Source organism: Pediococcus parvulus (assembly GCF_007990205.1).
GTDB classification, from domain to species: Bacteria; Bacillota; Bacilli; order Lactobacillales; family Lactobacillaceae; genus Pediococcus; species Pediococcus parvulus.
In genome coordinates, this window is the sequence record NZ_BJWE01000011.1 from 16,580 (window position 1) to 43,067 (window position 26,488).

Annotated in this window: 24 protein-coding genes and 1 riboswitch; of the genes, 20 read left to right on the plus strand and 4 right to left on the minus strand. The window is 38.9% G+C overall.

The window, feature by feature from the left end:
- Nucleotides 1-59: 59 nt before the first annotated feature.
- The 7 genes from PPA04_RS03895 to PPA04_RS03925 all read left to right on the plus strand — a co-directional run bounded on the left by PPA04_RS03895 (nt 60) and on the right by PPA04_RS03925 (nt 6,136).
- Nucleotides 60-1,436, plus strand: coding sequence for a UDP-N-acetylmuramoyl-tripeptide--D-alanyl-D-alanine ligase (locus PPA04_RS03895; RefSeq protein ID WP_057783582.1), 1,377 nt, complete (start codon nt 60-62; stop codon nt 1,434-1,436).
- Nucleotides 1,437-1,608: 172 nt separating this feature from the next.
- Complete coding sequence (gene cshA, locus PPA04_RS03900; RefSeq protein WP_057783580.1) at nt 1,609-3,171, plus strand: degradosome RNA helicase CshA; 1,563 nt, start codon at nt 1,609-1,611, stop codon at nt 3,169-3,171.
- Nucleotides 3,172-3,446: 275 nt separating this feature from the next.
- Complete coding sequence (gene acpS, locus PPA04_RS03905; protein ID WP_057783578.1) at nt 3,447-3,806, plus strand: holo-ACP synthase; 360 nt, start codon at nt 3,447-3,449, stop codon at nt 3,804-3,806.
- Nucleotides 3,807-3,814: 8 nt separating this feature from the next.
- Entirely contained in the window at nt 3,815-4,942 is a 1,128-nt protein-coding gene (gene alr, locus PPA04_RS03910; RefSeq protein WP_057783576.1) for an alanine racemase, read from the plus strand.
- Nucleotides 4,943-5,016: 74 nt separating this feature from the next.
- Nucleotides 5,017-5,280, plus strand: coding sequence for a hypothetical protein (locus tag PPA04_RS03915; RefSeq protein WP_057783574.1), 264 nt, complete (start codon nt 5,017-5,019; stop codon nt 5,278-5,280).
- Between the two features lie 21 nt (nt 5,281-5,301).
- Nucleotides 5,302-5,673, plus strand: a complete 372-nt coding sequence (locus PPA04_RS03920) for a type II toxin-antitoxin system PemK/MazF family toxin (protein WP_057783572.1) — start codon at nt 5,302-5,304, stop codon at nt 5,671-5,673.
- Nucleotides 5,674-5,770: 97 nt separating this feature from the next.
- Nucleotides 5,771-6,136, plus strand: coding sequence for a DUF488 domain-containing protein (locus tag PPA04_RS03925; RefSeq protein ID WP_057783570.1), 366 nt, complete (start codon nt 5,771-5,773; stop codon nt 6,134-6,136).
- On the opposite strand, the gene PPA04_RS03930 is transcribed toward PPA04_RS03925, so the two are convergent.
- On the minus strand, nt 6,121-6,609 hold the full coding sequence (locus PPA04_RS03930; RefSeq protein ID WP_068806892.1) for a GNAT family N-acetyltransferase: 489 nt from the start codon (nt 6,607-6,609) through the stop codon (nt 6,121-6,123). The two genes, PPA04_RS03925 and PPA04_RS03930, sit on opposite strands and share 16 nt — an antisense overlap.
- 42 nt (nt 6,610-6,651) lie before the next feature.
- Nucleotides 6,652-6,696, plus strand: a riboswitch (PreQ1 riboswitch).
- Between the two features lie 7 nt (nt 6,697-6,703).
- On the opposite strand from PPA04_RS03930, the gene PPA04_RS03935 reads away from it, so the two are divergent.
- Nucleotides 6,704-7,213, plus strand: a complete 510-nt coding sequence (locus PPA04_RS03935; RefSeq protein ID WP_057783568.1) for a QueT transporter family protein — start codon at nt 6,704-6,706, stop codon at nt 7,211-7,213.
- A gap of 100 nt (nt 7,214-7,313) precedes the next feature.
- Here PPA04_RS03935 and cbpA read toward each other — a convergent pair whose 3' ends face one another.
- From cbpA to PPA04_RS03950, 3 genes are all read right to left on the minus strand, one after another.
- On the minus strand, nt 7,314-7,961 hold the full coding sequence (gene cbpA, locus PPA04_RS03940) for a cyclic di-AMP binding protein CbpA (RefSeq protein ID WP_057783566.1): 648 nt from the start codon (nt 7,959-7,961) through the stop codon (nt 7,314-7,316).
- Between the two features lie 130 nt (nt 7,962-8,091).
- The gene (locus PPA04_RS03945) at nt 8,092-9,474 is read right to left on the minus strand and encodes a L,D-transpeptidase family protein (protein WP_057783565.1); all 1,383 of its coding nucleotides are present in this window, start codon (nt 9,472-9,474) and stop codon (nt 8,092-8,094) included.
- Nucleotides 9,475-9,655: 181 nt separating this feature from the next.
- Nucleotides 9,656-10,618 carry an L-lactate dehydrogenase gene (locus PPA04_RS03950; protein WP_057783563.1) on the minus strand — a complete coding sequence of 321 codons (963 nt, stop codon included), beginning with the start codon at nt 10,616-10,618 and terminating at the stop codon, nt 9,656-9,658.
- A 273-nt stretch (nt 10,619-10,891) separates the two neighbouring features.
- Between PPA04_RS03950 and pth the strand changes: the two genes are divergently transcribed.
- The 12 genes from pth to lysS all read left to right on the plus strand — a co-directional run bounded on the left by pth (nt 10,892) and on the right by lysS (nt 26,120).
- A complete protein-coding gene (pth, locus tag PPA04_RS03955) occupies nt 10,892-11,449 on the plus strand; it encodes an aminoacyl-tRNA hydrolase (protein ID WP_057783561.1) in 558 nt (185 codons plus the stop codon).
- 22 nt (nt 11,450-11,471) lie between these two features.
- Nucleotides 11,472-14,978 carry a transcription-repair coupling factor gene (mfd, locus tag PPA04_RS03960; RefSeq protein WP_057783559.1) on the plus strand — a complete coding sequence of 1,169 codons (3,507 nt, stop codon included), beginning with the start codon at nt 11,472-11,474 and terminating at the stop codon, nt 14,976-14,978.
- Nucleotides 14,979-14,996: 18 nt separating this feature from the next.
- Nucleotides 14,997-16,586, plus strand: a complete 1,590-nt coding sequence (locus PPA04_RS03965; RefSeq protein ID WP_373295133.1) for a polysaccharide biosynthesis protein — start codon at nt 14,997-14,999, stop codon at nt 16,584-16,586.
- Between the two features lie 31 nt (nt 16,587-16,617).
- Nucleotides 16,618-16,887: an RNA-binding S4 domain-containing protein gene (locus PPA04_RS03970; protein WP_057783557.1), complete on the plus strand. Its 270-nt coding sequence runs from the start codon at nt 16,618-16,620 to the stop codon at nt 16,885-16,887.
- A 213-nt stretch (nt 16,888-17,100) separates the two neighbouring features.
- Nucleotides 17,101-17,472: an FtsB family cell division protein gene (locus tag PPA04_RS03975; protein WP_057783555.1), complete on the plus strand. Its 372-nt coding sequence runs from the start codon at nt 17,101-17,103 to the stop codon at nt 17,470-17,472.
- Between the two features lie 154 nt (nt 17,473-17,626).
- On the plus strand, nt 17,627-18,109 hold the full coding sequence (locus PPA04_RS03980) for a S1 domain-containing RNA-binding protein (RefSeq protein WP_057783553.1): 483 nt from the start codon (nt 17,627-17,629) through the stop codon (nt 18,107-18,109).
- Between the two features lie 80 nt (nt 18,110-18,189).
- Nucleotides 18,190-19,587 (plus strand): tRNA lysidine(34) synthetase TilS, encoded by a 1,398-nt coding sequence (tilS, locus tag PPA04_RS03985; protein ID WP_057783551.1) that lies wholly within the window; start codon nt 18,190-18,192, stop codon nt 19,585-19,587.
- Nucleotides 19,587-20,129, plus strand: a complete 543-nt coding sequence (hpt, locus tag PPA04_RS03990; protein ID WP_057783549.1) for a hypoxanthine phosphoribosyltransferase — start codon at nt 19,587-19,589, stop codon at nt 20,127-20,129. The genes tilS and hpt overlap by 1 nt, the downstream gene beginning before the upstream one ends.
- A gap of 96 nt (nt 20,130-20,225) precedes the next feature.
- A complete protein-coding gene (ftsH, locus tag PPA04_RS03995) occupies nt 20,226-22,385 on the plus strand; it encodes an ATP-dependent zinc metalloprotease FtsH (protein WP_057783547.1) in 2,160 nt (719 codons plus the stop codon).
- A 148-nt stretch (nt 22,386-22,533) separates the two neighbouring features.
- Nucleotides 22,534-23,418, plus strand: coding sequence for an Hsp33 family molecular chaperone HslO (gene hslO, locus PPA04_RS04000; protein WP_057783545.1), 885 nt, complete (start codon nt 22,534-22,536; stop codon nt 23,416-23,418).
- 127 nt (nt 23,419-23,545) lie between these two features.
- Nucleotides 23,546-24,553 carry a tRNA dihydrouridine synthase DusB gene (gene dusB / locus PPA04_RS04005; protein ID WP_057783543.1) on the plus strand — a complete coding sequence of 336 codons (1,008 nt, stop codon included), beginning with the start codon at nt 23,546-23,548 and terminating at the stop codon, nt 24,551-24,553.
- 94 nt (nt 24,554-24,647) lie between these two features.
- On the plus strand, nt 24,648-26,120 hold the full coding sequence (lysS, locus tag PPA04_RS04010; protein WP_147206719.1) for a lysine--tRNA ligase: 1,473 nt from the start codon (nt 24,648-24,650) through the stop codon (nt 26,118-26,120).
- Nucleotides 26,121-26,488: the final 368 nt, after the last annotated feature.

The window sequence follows — 26,488 nt, forward strand, 5'->3', positions numbered from 1 at the left end:
AAATAGTTAGTGTGGTATAATTTAAGGGTTCTAAATTCGAGATTAGGAGAATGGATAAAATGAAAATGCAGTTGACAGAAATTGCCAATGCGGTTGGAATTGAAGAAGTACCTGAAAATTGGCAGGAAATTACAATTGCAAACGTTGAGTTTGATAGCCGTAAGGTGCAACCAAATTCGTTATTTATTCCATTAAAAGGTCAGCGTGATGGCCATGAATTCGTTGAAAATGCTATGAAAAATGGTGCTGTAGCCACGCTATGGGCAAAAGACCATGAAAATGTACCAACTGGGTATCCAGTCTTGGTAGTGGACGATCCACTTGAAACTTTGCAAAAATTAGCAGTTTACTATCTTGGCAAAATTAATCCAAAAGTGGTGGCAATTACAGGTAGTAACGGGAAAACAACCACTAAAGATATGACGGCTGCTTTACTGGAAACTGAATATAATGTTGTAAAAACAGAAGCTAATTTCAATAATGAAATTGGGGTACCAATCACTTTATTGAATATGAATGCTAACACAGAGGTTGTAGTGGTTGAAATGGGAATGGATCGTCCTGGTCAACTTGATTTTTTAAGTAAAATGGCCCAGCCAGACACAGTGGTAATCACCATGATTGGAGAAGCTCATATTGAGTTCTTTGGTACCCGTGATAAAATTGCGGATGCAAAATTGGAAATTACCCATGGGTTAAAAGAAGACGGTCTATTTATTTATAATGGTGATGAACCTCTCCTAAGAGAACGAAGTAAACAAGTTGAGCAACAACAATACACGTTTGGTAGTAGTGCCGCTGATGATTTGTTTGCTAGCAATGTGCAAAGTGCTCGTGATCATACAAGTTTTGAAATCAATTTAGTACCGGATCAAACTTATGAAATTCCAATGATTGGAAAATATAATGTTATGAATGCTTTAGCCGCTATTGCAGTGGCTAAGGCCTATCATATCGATCCGGCAAAGGTTGGGGATGCGCTAAAAAATTTTCAACTTACACATAATCGAACTGAATGGGTTCGGGGGAGTGCTGGTGAGTTGATCTTGAGTGACGTTTATAATTCAAATCCCACTGCTGCCAAAGAAGTTTTAGCTTCTTTTAGTCAAACAGAGATCAAAGGTAGTCGATTTGCTGTTTTAGGTGATATGTTGGAACTCGGTGAGCAATCTGATTTGATGCATGCTAGCTTGGCCAATTATTTAGATCCAAAACTAATTCAAGATGTTTATTTAGTTGGTACTCATATGAAAGCCTTAGAACAAGCTCTAAAAGCAAAATATGCTGATGATCACATTCATTGGTATACGGTGGAGCAAGAAAATCAATTAGTTGAAGATCTGAAAGAAAAATTAACTAACCAGGATGAAATTGTGATTAAGGGTAGTCATGGCATCCATTTGGAAAAAGTTTTATCAGGTCTACAAAACGCATAGCAAGACATTATTGAGCAAATCGGCCATATTGGTGCGGTTTGCTTATTTGTATGTGCGGGTGTATGATGTTAAGGTTATGTTTATAGCTGTGACTTCTCAGAATTGCAGGATAAAAGGACGGATTTTCTTTTGGATTCTGAAAGAAGCACGATTTCACTAGGAGGAAAATTATTTGAAGTTTACAGATTTCGATTTATCGGATGCGTTGCAAAAGACCATTCAAGAAAGTGGTTATGAAACGCCAACCCCGATCCAGGAACAAACAATTCCCCACGTTTTAGCTGGCAAGGATATCATTGGCCAAGCACAAACAGGAACAGGGAAAACGGCAGCTTTTGGTTTGCCAATCCTGGAACACGTTGATGTTGATAATCCCAACGTGCAAGCATTAGTAGTCTCACCTACACGAGAACTTGCCATTCAAACGCAAGAAGAATTGTATCGTTTAGGAAGAGCAAAGCACGTTAAAGTGCAAGTCGTTTACGGTGGAGCAGATATTCGCCGGCAAATTAAGAACTTAAAGAACCATCCCCAAATTATTGTGGGAACACCAGGACGTTTATTAGATCATATTCGTCGTCATACAATTAAATTAGAAAATGTCCAAACCTTAGTGCTTGATGAAGCAGATGACATGTTGGACATGGGATTTTTGCCTGATATTGAATCTATTATTTCTGAAACACCTGACAGCCGTCAGACATTGTTATTCTCTGCTACAATGCCTCCAGCAATGAGAAAAATTGGTGTGAAGTTTATGACTGATCCAGAACAAGTTATCGTTAAATCAAAAGAATTAACGGCTGACTTGGTTGATCAGTATTATATCAAGTCAAAAGAATTCGAAAAATTTGATATGTTAACCCGTGTTTTAGATGTTCAAAATCCTGCTTTGGCACTGGTATTTGGACGAACAAAGCGTCGTGTGGATGAAGTATCTCGTGGATTAGAAATGCGCGGATACAATGCTGCTGGAATTCATGGTGATTTAACCCAGCAACGTCGTTCTAGTATTTTACAAAAATTTCGAAATGGTGAAATTGACATTTTAGTTGCAACAGATGTTGCGGCTCGTGGATTGGATATTTCTGGAGTTACTCATGTTTATAACTATGATATTCCTCAAGATCCAGATAGTTATGTTCATCGAATTGGCCGTACAGGCCGTGCCGGAGCACATGGTGTTTCAGTTACGTTTGTGACACCTTGGGAAATGGATTACCTCCGTGAAGTTGAGAAATTAACTAAGAAACGGATGTTACCACTTAAACCACCAACAAACGACGAAGCCTTCCAAGGCAGAGTTGCAATTGCTGAAAAGGAAATTGAGGATCTTGTTTCTAAGACTCACGAAGACCAATTTAGTGATCAAACAAAAGAATTATTGGAAAAATACACGCCAGAACAATTGGTTGCTGCCTTATTAAGCAGTAAAACTAAGGCTGATTCTAGCCAAGTTAAGGTCCGTATTACACCAGAACGTCCTTTGCCTAAACATAAGGGCGGTAAAGGCGGAAATTATCATGGTAATGGTCATCGAGGTGGCGGTTATCGTGGTAACAACAAACGTCGTAGCAACAGTAGTAGCAGCTACCGTGGCAACCGTGATAACAATCATGGTAAGTCATCTGATCGTAGCCATGGCAACTACAAGAAAAACAGTGGTAGCAGCAATAACAGCGGAAACCGTCATTCTTCATCCAATAGTAAATTTACAATCAGAGAACATAACTAGTTAGTTCTTCTTGAAGGTGATTTGCGTGATCAAAATAACTCTTCTGAATTTCTGCAAATGTAGATTTTCTGCAGGGTTATTTTTTTGATCTCTAAGTGAATATTGCTCACCTTACTTTGAGAAAGATGAGTTTTACTTATTCAACGCCACGTTTTACACTTAAAAGGTGGATGTGATACTTATTGAAGTATGCTTCGTGAGATTTGTTGATTAAGGCGTATTTATAAAATAGGGATCTGTTAAAATAAAGGTAACTTAAATGTGGAGATGAGCCTATGATTTACGGAACGGGGATCGATTTAACTGATATTGACCGGGTTTTCAAAGTGCAATCAAACCTTCCCAAATTTGCGGAACGGGTTTTAACAGATAAGGAACAGAAACTATATCAAAAATATACGGGAAAACGAGCTAGTGAATTTTTGGCAGGTCGTTTCTCAGCAAAAGAAGCATATAGCAAGGCTTATGGGACAGGATTGGGTGCTGAAGTTGGGTTTCAAGATGTTGAAATTTTGGATAATCCTTCCGGTAAACCAACTGTGACGAAACAACCATTTACAGGAATTGCGCATATTTCCATTTCACATACTGAACATTATGTAATGACACAAGTGATTTTAGAAGAAAGAGGATAAATTGTCTTATGAACACAGGAACTCATCGACCAACGGTTATCAAAGTGGATGCACAAGCAATCCGACAAAATATTAAACAAGAATTGGGACGCTTGCAACCTGGAAATGAGTTATTTGCGGTGATTAAGGCTAATGGTTATGGTCACGGATTAACTCATGTGGCGCGTTTTGCCTCTGAAGCGGGGGCAACTGGTTTTTGCGTGGCAATTTTAGATGAGGCATTGGAGCTGCGGGAAGCTGGTTTTAACCAACCAATTTTGGTATTAGGTATTGTGGAACCAAAATATGCACAAATTTTGGCTGATCAAAAAATCTCCGTTGCCGTTGGTAGTCAGCAGTGGCTAGAGGAAGCAAACAAAGTGTTGTGCGGTGATTCGGTGGTTCGTGTCCATTTTGCATTAGATACTGGTATGGGACGAATTGGGTTTCAAGAACCTGTTGAACTAAAAGCGGCGGTTGCCTACTTAAAAATTCATAGTGATTGTTTTTTGTTTGAAGGTATTTTTACTCACTTCGCGACTGCAGATGAACTGGACGATCACTATTTCAATACACAGGTTGCACGTTTTAAAGCGTTTATGGCTATTTTGACCAAAAAACCGCGCTATGTTCATGTTGCGAATTCGGCTACTAGTTTGTGGCATAAAGCTTGTGAGGGTAATATGATTCGATTTGGAATTGCGTTGTATGGCATGAATCCTTCAGGGCACGTGCTTAAAGAACCCTATGAATTACAGCCTGCAATGACGTTAACTTCTGCGCTGGTTTTTGTGAAATTATTGAAAAAGGGACGCTCAGTTAGTTACGGTGCCACATATACTGCGGGGGAAGATGAATGGATCGGGACGGTACCAATTGGATATGCAGATGGCTATCCCCGCCGTTTGCAAGGATTTCATGTTTTAGTAAATGGTCATTTTTGTGAAATAGTAGGGCGAGTTTGCATGGATCAATTGATGATTCGATTGCCAAAACACTATGAAATCGGAACAGAAGTGGTTTTGATTGGTAAAAGTGGCGATAAGGAGATTTCGATGGTGGATGTTGCGGAAAAATCTGGAACGATTAATTATGAAATTGCTTGTAGATTTTCTTCACGGATTCCACGAAACTACTTAAATGATCATGAATCTTAATAAATTTATTACCATTTAGCACGGAAACGTGATATAGTAATGTTAATTCATGAATAACGACGGGAGTTTTGATCATGGAAAACATTCAACAGAACCAGGCTATAACTAATGACGGAAAAGCGACGATAAGCCGGTTACAGGCGTATTGTGATTTATTTGGCGTTAATCAAGAGACAGTTTCTGAGGATGTTGTAGAGACTTATTTTGCTGATCATCAATTTGACCGCGTTCAAGCCTTGATTGAGGGGTATGAGACAATGGCTAGTTTAAACGAGCAAATTGTCCATGAATTTCAGGCTTGTGATGATGAGTGTTATAACGAGTTTCTAAGAAATTAATAATTAGAGGTGACAATCGCAATGAGTGATGCCAATATTAAACGTGGCGACATTTTTTATGCGGACTTGTCTCCTGTAGTTGGGTCGGAACAGGGTGGTATGCGCCCTGTTTTAATTATCCAAAACAATATTGGTAATCACTACAGTCCTACTGTGATTGTCGCAGCAATTACTGCGAAGATTCAAAAACCAAAAATGCCAACCCACGTTGGAATTACAGCTGCAGAGACAGGGGTTGAACGTAATTCAGTTATTTTGCTCGAACAAATTCGAACGATTGATAAGCAACGACTTAAAGATCGTGTGGGAGAATTGAAATCTGGAAAAATGCTCGAAGTTGATAATGCCTTAAAGGTAAGTATTGGCTTAACTGAAAATATTCAACGTACATAAAGATGTTTGATCTATTACACATAGGACAGACTAAAAGGGTTAGTGCCAAGCAAGTTGGTCACTGGCCTTTTTATTTTGATTTTTTGGAGGGAAACTATTGCAAATTAAATTAGAGCGTGTGTATACAAAACCAGTTGATGAATCTGGGTATCGAATTTTAGTGGACCGTTTATGGCCGCGAGGCATTTCAAAAGTTAACGCTAAGTTAGATTGGTGGGCAAAAGAAATAGGACCAAGCACCGAATTAAGAAAATGGTTCGGGCATGATCCTGAAAAATTTAGTGAGTTTGCCGAAAAATATCGCTTAGAACTAAAAAAAGCTGAGTTTACAGCAGAATTTATTGAAAAAGTACAGACAAAATTAAAAACACAAGATGTTATTTTTCTTTTTGGTGCCAAAGATGAACGCCATAATCAAGCTGTTGTTCTTAAAAAATATGTGGAAACTCAATCAAAAAAATAGGCCATCTGATAGTCCGCAACAAAAATACCATTAAGGAAAAATTCATCTTTCAAAATTCCTTCAATTTTGAATCCGTGTTTTTTATAAAATTGAATGGCTCCGGGATTGGTTCCTAAGGCGCGCAGATGAATTTTGTGGACGCCAGATTCTTTTGCAAAGTGTTTGAAATGTTCCAACAATTGTCCGCCAATTCCCACAGATTGCTGTTGAGGGGAAATGCCAATTCCAAAAGTCCAAGTATATTTTGAAGCTGCCTTAGAGGTAGCCGGGTGAAAATCGATTGCACCCACTGGTAGATCATTGAGGACAGCGACAATGGTGTCCTGACTGGAATGGTCTTCAAGGTAAGCCTGAGCGTCTGGATAGGAGACGTTTGCAGGTGTGTTATTTGAATCCCAAATTTCATTTTCCATTTGGTAGAGTGTTTCGGCATCGGAATCACAAAATGGCCGAATCATTAGTGAATTTTTCATAGGAGCCTCCTGAATTACAGATGATTTTATGATATCATAAAAAGGTTCGTGGTTCGCAATTATCCCACACAAAAAAACTAAGGAGGTATTTCTTATGACCAATCATCGGACGAAATCCTGGATTATTAATGCAATGGTAGCCGCATTGTACATTGTTTTATCATTATTAGTTGGTATTTTAAATTTAGCTTCAGGAGCTATTCAATTTCGGATTTCTGAAGGGCTGAACCACTTGGTCGTCTTTAATAAAAAATATATTTGGGGAATTACGGCGGGCGTATTGTTGTTTAATGCGTTTGGGCCAGGTAATTCGATCCCTAATGTTATTTTTGGGACGGGACAAACATTGTTGGCTTTGCTGGTGGTAGGCTATGTCAGTCCCCGGCTGCCAAAAATGTGGCAGAAGATGGCGTTAAATACGGTTTTATTCACTGTTTCGATGTGTTTAGTGGCATTAGAGTTAAAGTTAACGCTGAATTTACCATTCTGGTGGACATACTTTACAACTGCTGTTTCAGAATTAATTATCATGACCATTACTGCACCAATTATGTATTACTTGGATAAAGTGGTGCATTTCAATCAACGTATTGAAGAAAAGTAAATTAACAGTTATTTTTATATGGTTTAACTGTTTAAATCCACAAACTAAAAACAAGCTGAGATGAAAGTTACTTTTTCTCAGCTTGTTTTTAAATTTTCAATTAAATTCGATCATATGATTGCAAATCTTCAATTTCAGGGACGCGGAATTCTTTACGTTCCAAGTTGTCTACAATTCGATCTAATTTTTTCTTGCCTACCTCTGATGGTAAAGTGAACAATGTACGATGAACCAGCTCACCACCCTGAGCGTCTAGTGACATCACACTAGCGATTGATGTGTATTTTGTAATGATCTTGGCCATAGAAGCTAAGTCGCCACGTTCGCCGCTTGAAACGACTGTTAAGACATAGCTACCAACGTTCACGTTCCAAGATTGTGACAACATGTCCAAAAGACGGGCGTGGGTCAAAATACCATAGAAGTGGTTGTTGTCATCTAAAACGGTGATATAAGGCAAATCCTTAATTGAAAAGAACACATTAAAAAATGCTGCGTTAACTGAAATGAACTTGGTGGCATTTTTTAATAAAGTTGTCACAGGAAGGCTCATATCGCCACCCCGAGACTTATGACGATAAATATGCATTTTGTAAATATTTCCGCGGAATAACTGACCAGTTTCATCTAAAATAGGTACACAACGAAAGCCAGAATCCTCAAGAATTTTTAGTGCTTCTTCCAAAGTAGCGTCTTCACGCACTGTGGTTAAACGTTCCTTTGGTTTAACAAGTGATTTTAAGAGCATATAGCATCCCTCCAACTGAATAAGTAGTCTTCACAAGCTTAATGATAGCATGTTTTCAAAAAGAGTGCGATAGAATAACGAGACTTCTCACTATTTTATCACACTCTTTTAATGTTTGGTTGAGAAGCAACTAGAAAACGATAACTGGTGTTCCCAATGCTACGAGTTTGTAAACCTTTGGCATCACAGATGGTGGCGTATTAATGCATCCATTTGAACCGTGCGTCTTGTACCAAGTACCACCAAACGTTGGTTGCCAGGAAGCATCATGAATTCCAATCCCAGTGTCATCGATTGGCATCCAGTAGCTAACCTTAGTAGCATATTTGGTTCCATCTAATTCTGATCCCTTTAAAGTTGCGTTACGTTTCTTTGCCCAAACGGACCAAACGCCGGTTGTTGTTGTTTGTTTGGGTGGTAAGCCAGTAACGACGTTTGTCTTAAGCTTTAATTTGCCGTTGACATAGATAAACATCTTTTGGTTCTTTTTATCGACTTCAACATACGTATTGCCAATAACTTGTTTCTTCGTATTGTAGCCCGTTCCTTGAACAATTGGTTGCCGTGTAAAATCTTTCCCCTTTAGGATTTCTGCAGTAAGGGCCGCCGTTTCATCATCGACTTTTAAGCTCCATCCATAAAATCCACCACTTACCGTAACAGTTCCACGTAATGTACTCTTGAATGTCTTCTTTTTGCCATAGGTCCGGTACTTGGTATTAATTTTCGAAACGTAAGCTTTAACTAAAGTTGAGTTTAAACTGAGCTGACCATTTTTGTAAGTGAGCCATTTTGCAATTTCACTTTTTGGAATTGCAAATTTATAACCACCGACATTATAGTTTGCTTTTTCATTTATAATGGCATTCGTTTTTTTTGCGATTTTAGCATCTGAACCAGTTGTGACTGACGCATAAACGGCTTTGGTAATCGGGAGAGTAGTTGCACCAGAGGCTAAAGCTTTTTTTAGTTTGGAGGCTAGTTTAGCGGCATAAATTTTGTTTCCTTGCGTTCCATTACTTAATTTGACTTGACCATTTGTAATGGTCAAAGTGCCGTTCTTACCCGCTGTTCGAGTCTTATTTAATTTAGTGACTTCTTGATTGACCAACTTTGTGAATTGTTTTGAATTCTGAGTTGTGGTTAATTTAGTGGTTGAGCTGGCCTGCACAACATGCGCTAAATGAAGTGGCCATGACCAAACTGACTGTTTGTTTAAAGTAGTTTTTAAGGCCGTGGTTGATTTCAACTTCAAACCGACTTGTTTTGTATTGAAGCTTGTTAGAGTTTTACCATTTTGGGTAATGGAGAATTTACGATTGGTCAGCTGATTTGTGATGGTAGTGGATGCTTGTTGCACCGTTTTATTACCCACATTTATTCCCGCCACCTTAGTGTTAGGCAAAAAGCGATTGTTGGTAGCAAAGTAATAACTGCCGATCCCATAAACAACGGCGATAAGCACGATGAAAATGCTAAGTACTCGCCAATTGCTTTTAGATTTGTGTCTCATTTTGTTCCTCCTAAATTGTGTTCATGTATTAATTGTATAATTCAAGATACTGCAAAAGGAAAGAAACTTCAATATAAGAATTATATGATAGGTAAAACTAAGCAAACAAAAAAAACAACAATTCACATCATGGAAATTCGCGAATTGTTGTTTTTCAATTACTCAGAAGTAATTATTACCTTTACTTCTCTAAGTTAGCTAAACCGTCTGTTAAAACTTGTTTCAAAGTTTTTGCAGAAGCAGCCATCTTTTGTTTTTCGTCAGCATTCAATGGTGATTCGATGACACGTACCAAACCTGAACCATTGATAACAGCTGGTGTACCGATGTAAATGTCTTTTAAACCGTCATATTGGCCGTCCATGTAAGCACCAACAGGGAGAACAGCATTTTCATCACGTAAGATTGCTTTAGAAATCCGAGTCAAGGCAGTTGCAACACCATAGAATGTTGCGCCCTTCTTGTTGATGATTTCGTAAGCTTTGTTACGAACGTCATCTTCAATCTTAGCAAGATCATCAGCTGAAACGCCTTCTTCTTTAGCAATTTCAAGTAATGGTTTTGTACCAATTGTAGCTGCTGAATAACCAGCAAATTCTGAATCACCATGTTCGCCCAAGATGTAAGCATCAACAGAAGCAGGTGAAACGTTGAATTTCTTACCAAGTGCCACACGTAAACGAGCAGTATCCAATGAAATTCCTGAACCGATAACCTTTTCCTTAGGGAAACCTGAGAATTTCCATGTTGCGTAAGTCAAAATGTCAACTGGGTTAGCAGCAACTAAGAAGATACCGTTGAAGCCTGAGTCAACAACTGGTTTAACGATTGTTGATAAGATCTTCAAGTTCTTGTTCACGAGGTCTAAACGAGTTTCACCAGGTTTTTGAGGAGCGCCGGCTGTAATAACAACTAAGTCAGCATCCTTGCAATCTGAATATTCACCAGAATAGATCTTCTTTGGTGAAGTAAATGGAGTTGCGTCTTCAAGGTCAAGTGCGTCTCCTTGAGTACGTTCCTTGATGACATCAACAACAACAAATTCCTCAGCAATTCCTTGTTGAGCCATTGCAAATGCAAAACTTGAACCTACAGCGCCATCGCCGACTAAAACAACTTTTTGATGATTTGGTGTATTAGACAAAATATAACATCCTTTCAATTTGTGATTTCAGCTACAAGTATAACACGTTACCCATTGGTTTCGCATTCACTAATTAAACTTTTCACAAAATTAAATTTAGTCGGTTTCACTAATTATTTTTTCAGTGTGTTTGAGGTTACAAAACTGCAAGCCATAAGTGAATATGCTACAATTGATTGATCAATCAAACGGAGTGCTGAACGGATTATTTCTGTTCGGCTATTTTGTATTTTTGCCACAAATTGGAAAGAAATTAGGAGAGCTTAGATAAACATGAAAATGATCGTTGGATTAGGGAATATTGGTACACAGTATGACGAAACAAGACATAATACTGGTTTTATGGTTGTGGATCGACTAGCAGGTCTATATCACACAACATTTTCTAAACACCAAATGGAAGCAAGTTTGGCAACCACACAGATTAATGGTGAAAAGGTTTTGTTGGTAAAACCTTCCACCTATATGAATGAATCTGGCCGGGCGGTTCGTCCTTTGATGGATTATTACAAAATTGACATTAAAGATTTGATCGTGGTTTATGACGATATGGATTTACCAGTTGGTAAAATTCGTTTTCGTCAAAAGGGTGCTGCTGGTGGACACAACGGCATAAAAAGTTTAATTGCCCATTTAAAGACTCAAGACTTTGACCGCTTAAAAGTTGGAACAGATCATCCCCAAAAGACAACGGTGGTTAATTACGTATTGAGTAAATTCACGGCCACACAACAACCTTTGTTTGATGAAAGTGTTGACCAAGCTATCAAAGGTCTTGAAGACTGGGTTCACGGAATGACAATTGCAGATTTGATGAATAAGTATAATTAGAAAATCAGAAAGGAGATCCATAATGGAGATTCAGGATTTCTTTGCCCAAAGCGATGGGATTCAACAAGTTTTAAAAGAAGCTCAACCGAAAAAACGGCAATTGGTTACCGGCCTTGTTGGATCTGCAAGAACCCTTTTATTAAGTGAGTTGCTTAAAAAGAAGCAGTCGCCTATTTTAACAGTTTCAGATAATCTTTATCATGCTCAACAACTTAGTGATGATTTACAAAATATTCTTGATGACACCCAGATCTATCTTTTTCCTGCTGAAGAGACACTTGCGGCTTCAGCTGCCACAAGTTCTCCAATTTATCGAGGTCAACGGACTGAGTTTTTACAAGCACTTTTGAGTAATAAACCAGGAGTGTATGTGACTTCCGTATCCGGGATTCGCCGTTTCTTACCACCAAAAGAAGTGATGAAACAGGCCGTGGTGGACGTGAAGGTTGGGGCGGAATTTGAGCTTACCCAATTGGAAGATCAATTAATTGATATGGGCTATGTGCGCGAAGAAATGGTGGCTCGCCCAGGAGACTTTGCTGTTCGGGGGTCAATTGTTGATATTTATCCGCTTGACACGGAATACCCAGTTCGAATTGACTTTTTTGATACTGAGGTTGACTCGTTAAGATATTTTGATGCTGAGAATCAACGCAGTGTAGAAAATATTGATGAAAGTCTTATTTTACCGGCCACAGACTTTATTGTGACTAGAGACATGCTACAAAGGGGGATCCAGGGTTTTCAAAAGGCCGTTGAAAAAGAAAAAAAACATTTAAAAAGTGATAATGATTTACAATTATTGACAGAAAAATCCACTGATATTCTTGATCGTTGGCAACAACGGGATGTTCGGCCTGATGATATTGTGTTTACGGATTATTTATATGACAGGAAAAGTACGTTGTTAGATTATATGGCTAATTCTGGTGTACTGGTGATGGATGATTATTCACGGATTCTAGAAGCCGAAAATGATTTGCAAGATGATGAAGCCGAGTGGGTTGCTGATAAACTTAAAACTCATGAAGTAATTTCAACACAAAAGTTTGGTTTTGAGATTCGAACGTTAATTAAAGAAAATGACCAAGCACAAATTTTGTTATCTCTATTTCAAAAGGGACTTGGTCGTCTGAAACTAGATAAATTAACGGATCTTCGTACCCGTGCCATGCAAGAATTCTTTGGTCAAATGCCAGTGCTAAAAACGGAGATGGATCGATGGCACAAACAACAGCAAACCGTTGTTGTTCTGATTCAAAAAAAGGATCGGTTAGACAAAGTTAACGAAACACTGAGAGACTTTGAAATTGACGCAGTGGTTGCTCATGGAAAGACGATTCATGCCCAAACCGTGACCATCATGCAAGGTGAATTAGCAAGCGGTTTTGAATTCCCAGACGCCAGCTTGGTGATTGTAACTGAGCATGAATTGTTTGCAAAAATTCCCAAAAAACGACCTAAACGGCAAAAAATGGAAAATGCGCAACGTCTAAAGAGTTACACCGAACTAAAACCAGGAGATTATGTTGTTCACGTGAATCATGGAATTGGGCGCTATACAGGGATGACCACGCTATTGGTTGATGGGGTGCATCAGGATTACATTACCATCCAGTATTCGGGAAGTGGTAAACTTTTTATTCCTGTGACCCAGTTAAACTTAGTACAAAAGTACGTAGCGTCTGAGGGCAAAAACCCTCACTTAAATAAATTAGGTGGCAGTGACTGGGCGAAAACTAAACGTCGAGTTGCTGCAAAGATTGAAGACATTGCGGATGAGTTGGTAGAACTTTATGCGCAACGAGAGGCAGAAACTGGATATGCGTTTTTACCTGACGATGACTATCAACATCAGTTTGAAGACGATTTTGCCTATACAGAAACACCGGATCAATTGCGCAGTGTAACAGAAATTAAACGTGATATGGAACGCGCGAAACCAATGGATCGGTTGTTAGTAGGAGATGTGGGTTATGGTAAGACGGAAGTAGCCCTACGTGCAGCTTTTAAAGCAATCGAATCAGGAAAACAGGTGGCTTTTTTAGTGCCAACAACAATTTTGGCACAGCAACATTATGAAACAATGATTAACCGGTTTAGTGGTTATCCAATTTCTGCTGGTGTGCTTTCTCGGTTCCGAACCAAAGGCCAAATCAAGGAAACATTGACAGGTTTGAAAAATGGTACGGTTGATATTGTGGTTGGCACACATCGATTACTGTCAAAAGATGTGAAGTTTCAGGATTTAGGCTTGCTAATTATTGATGAAGAGCAACGATTTGGTGTGAAACATAAGGAACGAATTAAACATCTGAAATCAGACGTGGATGTTTTAACGTTGACTGCAACCCCGATTCCTCGGACCTTGAACATGTCTATGATTGGAGTACGTGATCTTTCTGTGATCGAAACACCGCCAACCAATCGGTATCCCATTCAAACCTATGTTATGGAGGAAAACGCCGGTGCGATTCGGGATGGCATTCATCGCGAAATGCAACGGGGTGGTCAAGTCTTTTATTTGCATAATCGGGTTGAAGATATCGAAGAAACGGTAAGTCAGATTGAAGCGCTGGTACCTGAAGCAAGTGTGACTTATATTCATGGCCAGATGTCTGAAAAACAAATGGAAGACGTTTTGTATGATTTTGTGCAGGGCGAATATGATGTATTGGTAACCACCACAATTATTGAAACTGGTGTCGATATCCCTAATGTAAATACGCTATTTGTGGAAAATGCGGATCACATGGGATTGTCGCAGCTATATCAATTACGTGGTCGAATTGGACGCAGTAGTCGAGTGGCCTATGCTTATTTCACTTACAAACCCAATAAAGTTTTGACTGAGGTTAGTGAAAAACGGTTGGAGGCCATTAAGGATTTCACGGAATTAGGTTCAGGATTTAAGATTGCTATGCGAGATTTGTCAATTCGTGGTGCCGGTAATTTATTAGGCAAGCAACAACATGGATTTATTGATTCTGTCGGTTATGATTTATATACGCAGATGTTATCTGATGCGGTCGCCAAAAAGCAGGGTAAATCAGCGAAGGTTAAGACGGACGCAGAGGTTGAGCTTGGCATTGAGGCTTATTTGCCAAGTGATTATATTGAAGATCAGCGACAAAAAATTGAGCTTTATAAACGCATTCGCCAAATTGAAAGTCAAGATCAGTTTGTGGAAATTCAAGAGGACTTGATTGACCGGTTTGGAGAATATCCAATTGAAGTAACCAACTTATTGGCGGTTGGTCAGATTAAAATGTTGGCTGATGAAGCCTTGATCGAAAAAATCCAGCGCCAAAAAGACGATATATTTGTGACACTTTCCGCGCGAGCTACGCAAAAACTTCAGCAGGCAGATATCTTTGAGGCTTTGTCGGCCACCCAATTACGAGCTATGGTAAACATTGATAATGGTAAGATGCAGATTAAACTGGTTATTCAGCCTGAAATGAAAGAAAAAGATTGGTTAAAACAATTACAACAGTTTGTAGAAGCTTTAATAAAAAAAGTGGCGTAAATTTAGGAGGGAACTCCCGTGCAAAATAAAAAAATGAAGACTGTTATGCAAGGAGCGTTTATCCTAACGATTGCGTCATTAGTGGCGAAGGTTCTTAGCGCTATTTATCGAATTCCGCTGCAAAACTTAGTTGGCAATACTGGTTTTTATGTCTATCAACAAATTTATCCCATTTACGGAATTGGAATCACCTTTGCATTGAGCGGTTTTCCAGTTTTTATTTCAAAATTGATTGCAGAACAAGATTCAGAAGCTCAGAAAGTTAAAGTGGCTCGCCAATCTTTTTTAATTTTAGGTCTGATTTCCCTTGCCCTTGTGGTATTTTTGTTAATTGGAGCACCTGAGATTGCCCGTGGAATGGGAGATTCCGGGTTAACGCCAATTATCAGATGTGTATCGTTCATGTTTGTTTTTATGCCTTTTTTAGCGGTTGGTCGGGGATACTACCAAGGTGTTTTTCAGATGGTACCTACTGCTCGTTCGCAAATTATGGAACAGGTTGTGCGGGTAGCTGTCATTATTGGTGTTGCCTATACAGCGGCACATCAAAATTGGGATGTCTACAAAATGGGCACTTGGGCAATGTCAGGTGCCGTGATTGCGGCAGTTGTTAGTACGCTATACTTTTTAAGACTTTTCCGTGTGAAAATTTTTGCGCCAATACAAGGCTTGTCAAGACAGCCACTTATTTCCGGAAGTTATGGAAAATTGACTAAACGTTTTTTCGTGGAAGGTGGCACGATTTGCCTGTTTGCGGCAATCATCATTTTATTACAGCTGATTGATTCATTTTCTGTAAAAAATGGATTGGTCGCGCAAGGTTTATCTAATGGTGCAGCTAAGTCGTTAAAAGGGGTGTATGATCGAGCTCAACCGCTTGTTCAGCTTGGCTTAGTCATTGCAACCTCGTTTTCAACGACCTTATTACCATCGCTAACCAAGGCGGTGCAAAACCGCAATCAATATGATTTTAAACGGACTGCTCAATCGATGTTTCATATTTGTTTAGCTATTTCTACTGCGGCAACTGTAGGAATGGTGACGTTATTGCCACAAATCAATCAGATTTTGTTCGGCAATACTGAAGGCACAATGGCTATTCAGATTTACGTTGTGGCTGTTATTTTGGCCTCACTAATTGCGACTTATAATAGTGTTTTGCAGAGCCTAAATATTTTTCGGCCTGCCATCTTTGCCTTTACAATTGGCTTGGTTGTCAAACTTGCCTTAAATCAAACGGCAGTCGTGAAGTATGGAATTGACGGTGCTAGTTGGGTTACCGTGTTGAGTTTAGCCGTTATATTGGGATGTATGCAAGTAAGAATTCCCGCCTATTTAAAAGGTAAATTGCATCTTGGATGGCAATTCTTTGGTAAACTGACAGTTGCAAGCCTAGTGATGGTTGTTAGTGTTACGTTAATGCGTTGGGGGTTGTTAAGCCTATTGCCAGATCTCAATCGAATTGGATTGAGTTTAGTGGTTATCGTGATTGTTTTGGTAGGAATTTTGGTGTTCGCGACGATGTCAATTGAATTACGATTGTTCACCATAAGGGAGTGGCTGACGATTCCGTATGGTAAGAAACTGTTAAAGAAATTAATTAAGTAGGTTTATAAATAAAAGAAGTGAGGAAAAATAAATGCGATTGGACAAATTTTTAAAGGTGTCAAGAATTATTAAACGTCGCTCTGTTGCAAAGGAAATTGCGGATCAAGGAAGAATCTTGATTAATGATCGTACTGCTAAATCGTCAACTGATGTTTCAGTAAATGATCAAATCGTGATTAAATTTGGTAATAAAACATTAACGATTCGGGTAGACGCTTTGTTAGAAACAACCAAGAAGGATGATGCAGAGCGGATGTACACCATTTTATCTGAAGATTACGCACAAGATTTTCGAAAATAGATTTCTGGTTTTGTTATAACCAAAGGCAGATCAGTACTAGTTTATTTTGGGACTGGCTTTCCACTTTGTGGGAGTTTAGTCCCTTTTTTAGTAGTTAGGAAACCACTTACAAAATTTAATGAATTCTTTCCAACAAATCCATAGACACTGATATAAGAGCTTGTTATAATTGCCTTTAGAGATGTTTAAAATTTGGGGACGGGGGTTGTGTAAATGGCAAGTAACGTGAACGGGTCACAGCGTAATTTAACCAAAACAAACGAAAAAATCAGAAAAATTCGTACAACTCGACTGCACCGTTTTTATATCATTATGGGAATTTTCATTGTATTTGTTGGTATTTTTGGCTTTCAAATTATCCACACTCACTATCAACGAGCGGCTGTGGATCAACAAATTCAGACTAGTAAATCACATTATTCTGCGGCAAAAGCAGAAAATAAGACGCTAGGTTTGCAAGTGAAACAATTAAATGATTCCAATTACTTACAAAAATTGTTGAGAGAAAAATACTATTATAGTAAATCGGGTGAAATAATTTACAGTTTACCTTCGGATCATTCATCCGATGTCAGTCAAAATTAATTGAATTTTTTAGAAGTGGTTATCTTTTTCGAGTGCGTATTCTCACGGAAAAGATGATCACTTTTTGTTTAAAAATTCGTTTAGGATATACTCGCACTTGCATTCATGTGGTGCTATACTTATTACACATAGTCTAAGGAGGAAGTACTTTTTTATGGCAATTGAAGTTGGGTCAAAGGTATCTGGCAAGGTTTCGGGAATTACTAATTTTGGTGCGTTTATTGATTTAGGCGATCACAAAACCGGATTGGTTCACATTAGTGAAGTTTCCAATGGATTTGTGAAAGATATTCATGATGTTTTAAAGGTCGGCGATACAGTCACCGTTAAAGTACTAACAGTTGGCGATGATGGCAAGATTGGTTTGTCAATTCGTAAAGCTGAGGAACAACCAGCTCCAGCGCATCATAATCATAACCAAAGTAGTCATTCAAATCATTTCGAACATGAGGCTAGTTCACATCGTTCTTCAAAGCCAAGTTCTCATTATCAAGGCCATTCAAACAAGCAACATGACGATCCCAAAGATTTTGACTCTTTGTTATCAGGCTTTTTGAAAGATAGTGAAGTCCGGTTAACAACTTTGAAACGTAATACTGAAGGCAAACGCGGAGGTCGCGGAGGTCGTCGAAGTTAATTAAATAAAATAAAGTGAGAAGCCCGTTACAAAACAAACGTTTTGGTCGGGCTTTTCTTCAAATTAGAAGGTGAAATTTAATGGCCATCCAATTACAAAAAGCTTTTGATTTAATCATCAGGCAGTATCATGTAAAGCCAACGGATTCAGTTGTTGTGGGCGTTTCAACTGGGGTTGATTCTATGGTGTTATTAACATTGTTAGAAAAGTTACCGGTGAGCTGCCGACCAAAAATAATTGTGGCCCATGTGAATCATAAATTAAGGGAACAGAGTACAGAAGAACAGACCTTTATTGAAGCCTATGCACGTAAACACAACTTACAATTGAGAATTAAAGTTTGGCCATTAAGTCAACATCCGGACACGGGGATTGAAAACGCGGCTCGAAAGGTGCGTTATGATTTTTTTGCAGAAGTCGCGCAAAACCTGCAAGCTCGTTTTTTGTTCACTGCTCATCAAGCGGACGATCAAGCTGAAACCTTTCTAATGAAATTAGTTCGGGGTGGCGCACTACAGCAATTACAGGGGATTGGTTCGAGAGACTTAACTAAGACAACGAAAATCGTACGGCCACTATTATCTTTTTCAAAAGAAGAAATTCGTGATTTTGCAACGTCTAGACATTTGAAGTGGTATGAAGACCAAACCAATACAGATGAAAGCTTCACGAGAAATCGAATGCGCCATGAGATTGTTCCCCGGCTTAAGCAAGAAAATCCGCAATTTCTGAAACATGTTCAAAGCTATGAATCTCAGTTACAGACGTTAATATTGGCCACACGGCAGTATGAAGAAAAGATTGTCAAGAATCTACTAATTGATGAAGGGTACAAAGTTCCAGAGTTTTTATTATTAAGTGTGGAATGGCAGAGCTTAGCTTTAGAGTTCATTAGTAATAAAGAAGTGGGCAAAGGATTAGTTTCTAAAAAACAACAGACAGAAATTCTACAACTTCTTGGTAATTTGAAAAAACCATCGGGAAAAATTCAAATTAATTCACAGATGTGGTTTGTGAAAGCATACGACAAATTTAGTTTTCAATTGGTTTCAAAAATCCATAAAAAGACGCTGATAACGCGGAATTCTATGTTAATATTGAATCAATGGCATTTGATTGAAAGCTTTGGTCAGGTTGCTGTATTTGAAGCTGACAAATACTCAGGTAAGGTGACTGATTTGCAACAAACAATGCAGCTTAGTCAAAACCAATTTAGCATGCCACTTTCTGTGCGCCCGGCTAATAGGCAAGATCAGTTAAGATTGAAAACTGGTGGTCATAAAAAGGTACAACGTGTTTTAATGGATGCCAAGGTTTCTAATTGGCAAAGAAAAGGGTGGCCATTGCTGGTAGACGGGAATGGGAAACCAATTTGGTTATTAGGCCTTCGTAAAAGTTGGCTTGAGAAAACGTTTAAGGTAGAAGAATCTAAGTATTTCATAATCTGGAAACCCAATAATCTGGAGGAATCAAATTGATGAACGATGATATTGAACGTGTTTTATATAGTCAAACCGACATTGCTGATGCCTGTGCACGGTTAGGCAAACAATTATCAGGTGACTACGAAGGTAAAGTTCCTGTAGTCTTGAGTGTGTTATCTGGAGCAGTATTTTTCACAACTGACGTCATGCGACAAATGAATACATACACTCAGTTAGATTTTATTGACGTTTCTAGTTATCATGGTGGTACAAAGTCTAGTGGTGAAGTTCAATTGGTGACGGATATTAGTCGAGACGTAAGTGGCCGTGATGTGCTTATTATTGAAGATATCGTGGATACAGGTCGAACTCTCAAATTTATTATTGATCTTTTGAAAGATCGCCATGCAAAAAGTGTGAAAGTCTGCACTTTATTGGATAAACCAACCGGTCGTGTGTTGGAAGCTAAGGCAGATTATGTGGGATTTGTAGTCCCTAATGAATTTGTGGTTGGGTATGGCTTGGATTATAAAGGTGAGTATCGTAACTTGCCATACGTCGGTGTTTTGAAGCCCAAAATTTATATGGATAAATAATTGGTCAAAATTGGTCAAGTGTGATATTATCTATCTATCGAAGGCTAAGCACACGTTTGCTCACCGTTCGTAAAACCATCAACAAGGAGGATTCCAATGAATAAAAAAGGGAATAACAACGGACTTGTTAAAAATAGTTTGTTTTACATCGTTGTTTTCTTAGCTTTGGTGGGCATTATTTATTTTGTCACCGGTCAAGGAAGCAGTACACAAACGGCATCTATTTCTTCAAGCCAATTTGTGTCCCAATTACAAAAAAACAAGGTTAAGAGTTTTGTCGTACAGCCAACTAATGGTGTTTACAAGATTACTGGTAAATACCGTACAGCGCAAAAAGGCAGTGCTCAATCTGGTTTATTCCCGGCGTCAACTTCAACTACTAAAGTTGAAAGCTTTACAACATCTGTTTTGCAGAATGATTCAACAACTGCACAGATCACGAAAGCTGCGCAAAAGGAAAATGTCAAAATGGACACAAAACCAGAAGCTTCTAACAGTTTCTGGGTACAATTATTAATTACTGGTTTACCACTGTTAATTTTCATCGTCTTCTTCTACATGATGATGAGCCAAGCAGGTCAAGGTGGCGGTGGTAGTAAGGGTGTAATGAACTTTGGTAAGTCGAAAGTCAAGCCGGCCGATAAAAAGGCTAATAAAGTTCGTTTCTCTGATGTTGCGGGTGAAGAGGAAGAAAAACAAGAGCTTGTTGAAGTTGTTGAATTTTTGAAAGATCCTCGAAAGTTCGTGTCATTGGGTGCTCGTATTCCATCTGGTGTGCTTTTAGAGGGGCCTCCTGGTACTGGTAAAACATTGTTGGCAAAAGCGGTAGCCGGTGAAGCAGGGGTTCCTTTCTACTCCATTTCTGGTTCCGATTTCGTTGAAATGTTTGTTGGTGTTGGGGCTAGTCGTGTGCGTGATTTGTTCGATCAAGCCAAGAAGAATTCACCTTCTATCATTTTCATTGATGAAATTGATGCTGTTGGTCGACGTCGTGGAAGCGGCGTTGGTGGCGGTCATGATGAACGTGAGCAAACTTTGAACCAGTTACTGGTTGAAATGGATGGATTTACAGGGAACGAAGGCGTCATTGTTATGGCGGCTACTAACCGTTCTGATGTTTTGGATCCAGCTCTCCTTCGGCCAGGTCGATTTGATCGTAAGATTTTGGTTGGTCGTCCTGATGTTCGTGGTCGTGAAGCTATTCTGAAAGTTCATGCTAAGAACAAACCACTTGATAAAAATGTTGATTTGAATGAGATTGCCAAACAAACTCCAGGGTTTGTGGGTGCTGATCTTGAAAACTTGTTAAATGAAGCTGCTTTACTTGCGGCAAGACGTAACAAAAAGATTATTGATGCTTCAGATTTGGACGAAGCTGAGGATCGAGTTATTGCGGGACCTGCTAAAAAGAATGCAGTTGTCAGTCCTGAGGAACGTAAGGTTGTGGCTTATCATGAGGCGGGCCATACAATTGTTGGCCTTGTTTTGAATGATGCCCGTGTGGTTCATAAGGTTACCATTGTACCTCGTGGTCGTGCTGGCGGTTATGCCATCATGCTTCCTCGTGAGGACCAAAACTTAATGTCTAAGAAAGATGCTATGGAACAGATTGCCGGTTTAATGGGTGGTCGTGCTGCTGAAGAAACAATCTTTGATTCTCAATCGTCAGGTGCTTCCAATGACTTTGAACAAGCCACTGGAATTGCTCGTGCTATGGTTACTCAGTACGGGATGAGCGATAAAATTGGTCAGGTTGAATTATCAGCTCCAGGTCAGTCATACTATGGTGAAAATGGGCCAGCATATTCTGAAAAGACGGCCGCAACCATTGATGATGAGATCCGTCGTTTGACTGAAGAAGGTCATCAAAAAGCACTGGATATTATTGCTGCTCACCGTGAACAACACAAGATTATTGCTGAAGCTTTGTTGAAATATGAGACATTGGATGAAAAGCAGATTTTGAGTTTGTATAAAACGGGAGAAATGCCTTCTAAGGATGGTGCTTCAGAATTTCCAAGCGAAAAAGCGGCAACGTTTGAAGAATCTAAACGTGAGTTGGAACGTAAGGAAGCTGAACGCCATGCTGATGATAATGATGGCGATACTAGTGATTCGGACTCTAAATTAGAAGCTCCTAGTGAACATGATGAAGATTCTACTAGCAATACTGGTAGCAATCATCGTTTACCAAGTTCACATGATGATTCGAGCGATTCACAAGATCATGATTCTAATGATCATACGAATTTGTAAAATTGAATCTGAAATAAAGGTTTATAAAAACAGCAAATTTAGTAAGGAACTTCCTTATTGGTTTGCTGTTTTTGAGTAGTTAGGGGTTGGTTTCGATTACAAGATGTGTGAAAATGTAAGACGGTAAAAGAAAACTTGAGGAGAAAACATGAAAGATTATTTAATTAAAAGTATTATTAATGATGGCATGTTTCGTGCTTATGTGGTGAACGGTACAAACTTGGTTAAAGAAGCGCAGAAACGCCACGATACATGGAGTGCAGCGACGGCAGCATTGGGACGTTCTTTAGTTGGTACGGTAATGCTTGCATCTTCGTTGTTGAAAGGTAAAGAAAAATTAACGGTTAAAATTAATGGTGGTGGCCCAGTCGGGGGGATTGTGGTTGACGGTAATGCGAATGGGACAGTTAAAGGTTATTTGAAGAACCCACATGTTTCATTGCCTTTGAATAGTAAACATCATATTGATGTTGGTAAGGCTGTTGGTAATCAGGGAACGTTTTCAGTTACTAAGGATATGGGATTAAAAGATCCGTTCACGGGAAATGTGGGATTGGCATCCGGAGAAATTGGGGACGACTTTACTTATTATTTAGCGCAATCCGAACAAATTCCTTCTTCAGTGGGTGTTTCAGTATTTGTCAACCCTGATGAAACGGTTGAAGTAGCCGGCGGTTTCATGATTCAAGTGATGCCTGGAGCGAGTGACGAAGCAATCGATCGTTTGCAAACTACTTTGAATGATCTACCATTAGTTTCTGATTTATTACGGCAAAAAAAGACACCAGAGGACATTTTGAAACTTCTGTTTAAAGATGATAAAGTGAAAATTTTAGATAAGATGCCAGTTTCATTTGAATGTGATTGTTCAAAGGATCGTTTTGCGGCGGCCATGTCGAGTTTACCATCTGACGAAATTAAAACGATGATTAAAGAAGATCATGGTGCTGAGGTCACTTGTCGGTTTTGTGGGAATAAGTATCATTACAGTGAAGTTGAACTAAAAGCTATTTTACTTAAGTCACAAAGCTAATTTTTATTTGGGTGACTATCAGTTATGTGCTATTATAAATTTCATGACTGACTTTTAGTAAGATAATTGGCAATGATCAAGATAAAAGCTAAAGTGGATTTATCAAATATGTAGATGAGGTGACAAAATGGAATGGCAAATTGGCGATGTTAAGATTCCTAACCAACTAGTCGTGGCCCCTATGGCTGGTGTTACAAATTCAGCTTTTCGGTTGATTTGTAAAAAGTTTGGTGCAGGCCTTGTAGTTTGCGAGATGATCTCTGATCGTGGAATCATGTACAAAAATAAAAAAACATTAAGTATGATGAATGTGGATCCTCATGAACATCCAATGAGTATTCAAATTTTTGGCGGTACTAAAGAGACCTTAGTGGAGGCCGCTAAATTTGTGGATCAGCATACAGCTGCAGATATAATTGATATCAACATGGGCTGTCCAGTTAACAAAGTTGTGAAAACTGAAGCAGGCGCACGTTGGTTGTTAGATCCAAATAAAGTTTATGAAATGGTTTCTTATGTGACAGATGCGGTTAAAAAACCGGTCACTGTGAAAATGCGGACAGGATGGGATTCTGATCATATTTATGCGGTTGAGAATGCTTTGGCTGCCGAACGAGCTGGCGCTTCAGCTTTGGCGATGCATGGTAGAACCCGGAAACAAATGTATACGGGTCATGCGGATTGGGATATTTTGAAACAAGTTTCTGATCAATTAACTATTCCATTTATGGGTAATGGTGATGTTAAAACAGCTGAGGATGCCAAACGAATGCTGGATGAAGTTGGGTCTACAGCTGTGATGATTGGTCGCGCAGTTTTGGGTAATCCTTGGATGTTGCACCGTGTTTCTGCTTATCTTGAAACTGGCGAGTTAATCGATGAGCCGCAACCAGCAGAAAAGATTCGAATTGCAAAGGAACATTTACATGGCTTGGTGGAACTAAAGGGTGACTATGTTGGTCCGAGAGAGTTCAGAACGCAAGCAGCGTATTATCTGAAGGGAATTTCTCATTCGGCGAGAACTAAGGTAGCACTTAACAATGCAGAGTCCGAAAAAGAGATGGATGACATATTTGATCGCTTTGCAGAGCAACAACAAGAGCGGGCAATTAAACGTCAACAAATGGCAAGGTAATCGGTACTTGCTTTTTTAGTGTAAAATAGGCATCATGGATACGTGAGACTAATGGTAGAGGAGGATTTTTTCAGTGGCACAAAAAGAGCAAGACATGAACGATCAATTGAAAGTTCGTCGTCAAAAAATGCAGGATTTAAGAGATAAAGGGATTGATCCGTTTGGACATGCGTTTAAACGCACACATCTAACTAATCAATTGCATGAACAATATGGTGAGCTTTCAAAAGAAGAATTAGAAGAAAAGGATGTTAAGGCAACCATTGCAGGCCGCATGATGTCTAAACGTGGAAAAGGTAAGGTTGGTTTTGCAGATCTTAAGGATCGTAAGGGGACCATGCAGATTTATGTTCGTAAAGATACTGTTGGCGAAGATGAATATGCCCTTTTTAAACAAGCTGATATTGGCGACTTTATTGGTATTACTGGTGAAGTAATGAAAACTGATATGGGTGAGTTGACAGTTAAAGCAACTGATTTAACTTTCTTAACTAAGGCGCTTCGTCCGCTTCCAGATAAGTATCATGGTTTACAAAACGTTGAACAAATTTATCGTCAACGTTATTTAGACTTAATTTCAAATGATGATAGTTTTGACCGCTTCATGAAGAGAACCAAGATTATCAGTGCAGTTCGTAAGTATTTAGATGGTTTGGACTATACAGAAGTTGAAACCCCAGTACTCCACTCTCAGGCTGGTGGTGCTAATGCGCGACCATTTATTACTCATCACAATGCGTTGGATATTGATTTGTATCTTCGGATTGCGTTGGAATTACATTTGAAACGTCTGATCGTTGGTGGCATGGAACGCGTTTATGAAATTGGTCGTGTTTTCCGAAATGAAGGAATGGACACGCGTCATAATCCTGAGTTTACAATGCTTGAAACTTATACTGCTTATTTTGATTTTCATGATGTGATGGATGAAACTGAAGGCATTTTTAAGGCAGCTGTTAAAGCAGTTTCACCAGATGGTAAGATCACATTTCAAGGAACTGATCTTGATTTAGGTCAGGATTTTGCTCGTATGCACATGGTAGATGCAATTAAGAAGTATACCGGTGTAGACTTTTGGCCAAAGATGAGTTTGGAAGATGCGCGGAAGTTAGCTGATGAACATAAAATTCATTATGAAGATTGGTGGCAAGTAGGCCATATTATCAATGAATTCTTTGAACAATTAGTTCAAGATAAGTTAACCCAACCTGTATTTATCTACGGTCATCCTGTGGAAATTTCACCATTGGCAAAGAAAAATCCTGATGATGAACGGTTTACAGACCGATTTGAGCTTTACATTAAAGGCAATGAGTTTGCTAATGCTTTTACTGAGCTAAATGATCCAATTGATCAACGTCAACGTTTTGAGGCACAAGTTAAAGAACGTGAACAGGGTAACGATGAAGCTGAAGGCATTGACGAAGACTTTATCGAAGCTTTGGAATACGGGATGCCACCAACAGGCGGTTTGGGTATTGGAATTGATCGATTAGTTATGCTATTAACTGATGCGCCATCAATTCGAGATGTGCTTTTATTCCCAACAATGCGTCCAGATAAATAGAATAGAGCCATTTAAACAAACTATTGCAATTTTTTTGCAAATAGTTTGTTTTTTTATTTTACTATTTATAATATTTGAAAGCTGATAATTTAATGACAGGTTTGCTTAAAATGGAAACAAGATGTTGTGGTGAATACAAATTGTTCGGATCTGTGTGAGTTTGTTTAATGAATTTTGGCTCTGAACTCGAGAAGGTCGAATTTTGGTGTTGACCAATCGGGTATTTTTTGGTTATACTAGTACACGTTGTTTAGAAAGACATCGTGTCCAACAAAACTTGTCAAAAAAGTTTTTGTTGACGAACTTAATTCAAAATGCTATTATTATATAGCTGTCGAAAATTGAATTTATCTTTTGGAACAGCCTAG

Excerpts from the sequence above, each read along its gene's own strand:
- mfd (WP_057783559.1), top strand. The coding sequence starts at position 11,472 with ATGGAGATTCAGGATTTCTTTGCCCAAAGCGATGGGATTCAACAAGTT.
- hslO (WP_057783545.1), top strand. The coding sequence starts at position 22,534 with ATGAAAGATTATTTAATTAAAAGTATTATTAATGATGGCATGTTTCGT.
- dusB (WP_057783543.1), top strand. The coding sequence starts at position 23,546 with ATGGAATGGCAAATTGGCGATGTTAAGATTCCTAACCAACTAGTCGTG.
- PPA04_RS03915 (WP_057783574.1), top strand. The coding sequence starts at position 5,017 with ATGGAAAACATTCAACAGAACCAGGCTATAACTAATGACGGAAAAGCG.
- PPA04_RS03980 (WP_057783553.1), top strand. The coding sequence starts at position 17,627 with ATGGCAATTGAAGTTGGGTCAAAGGTATCTGGCAAGGTTTCGGGAATT.
- PPA04_RS03930 (WP_068806892.1), bottom strand. The coding sequence starts at position 6,609 with ATGAAAAATTCACTAATGATTCGGCCATTTTGTGATTCCGATGCCGAA.
- PPA04_RS03970 (WP_057783557.1), top strand. The coding sequence starts at position 16,618 with ATGCGATTGGACAAATTTTTAAAGGTGTCAAGAATTATTAAACGTCGC.
- cbpA (WP_057783566.1), bottom strand. The coding sequence starts at position 7,961 with ATGCTCTTAAAATCACTTGTTAAACCAAAGGAACGTTTAACCACAGTG.
- tilS (WP_057783551.1), top strand. The coding sequence starts at position 18,190 with ATGGCCATCCAATTACAAAAAGCTTTTGATTTAATCATCAGGCAGTAT.
- hpt (WP_057783549.1), top strand. The coding sequence starts at position 19,587 with ATGAACGATGATATTGAACGTGTTTTATATAGTCAAACCGACATTGCT.
- PPA04_RS03975 (WP_057783555.1), top strand. The coding sequence starts at position 17,101 with ATGGCAAGTAACGTGAACGGGTCACAGCGTAATTTAACCAAAACAAAC.
- PPA04_RS03945 (WP_057783565.1), bottom strand. The coding sequence starts at position 9,474 with ATGAGACACAAATCTAAAAGCAATTGGCGAGTACTTAGCATTTTCATC.
- pth (WP_057783561.1), top strand. The coding sequence starts at position 10,892 with ATGAAAATGATCGTTGGATTAGGGAATATTGGTACACAGTATGACGAA.
- ftsH (WP_057783547.1), top strand. The coding sequence starts at position 20,226 with ATGAATAAAAAAGGGAATAACAACGGACTTGTTAAAAATAGTTTGTTT.
- PPA04_RS03935 (WP_057783568.1), top strand. The coding sequence starts at position 6,704 with ATGACCAATCATCGGACGAAATCCTGGATTATTAATGCAATGGTAGCC.
- acpS (WP_057783578.1), top strand. The coding sequence starts at position 3,447 with ATGATTTACGGAACGGGGATCGATTTAACTGATATTGACCGGGTTTTC.
- PPA04_RS03895 (WP_057783582.1), top strand. The coding sequence starts at position 60 with ATGAAAATGCAGTTGACAGAAATTGCCAATGCGGTTGGAATTGAAGAA.
- alr (WP_057783576.1), top strand. The coding sequence starts at position 3,815 with ATGAACACAGGAACTCATCGACCAACGGTTATCAAAGTGGATGCACAA.
- lysS (WP_147206719.1), top strand. The coding sequence starts at position 24,648 with ATGAACGATCAATTGAAAGTTCGTCGTCAAAAAATGCAGGATTTAAGA.
- PPA04_RS03920 (WP_057783572.1), top strand. The coding sequence starts at position 5,302 with ATGAGTGATGCCAATATTAAACGTGGCGACATTTTTTATGCGGACTTG.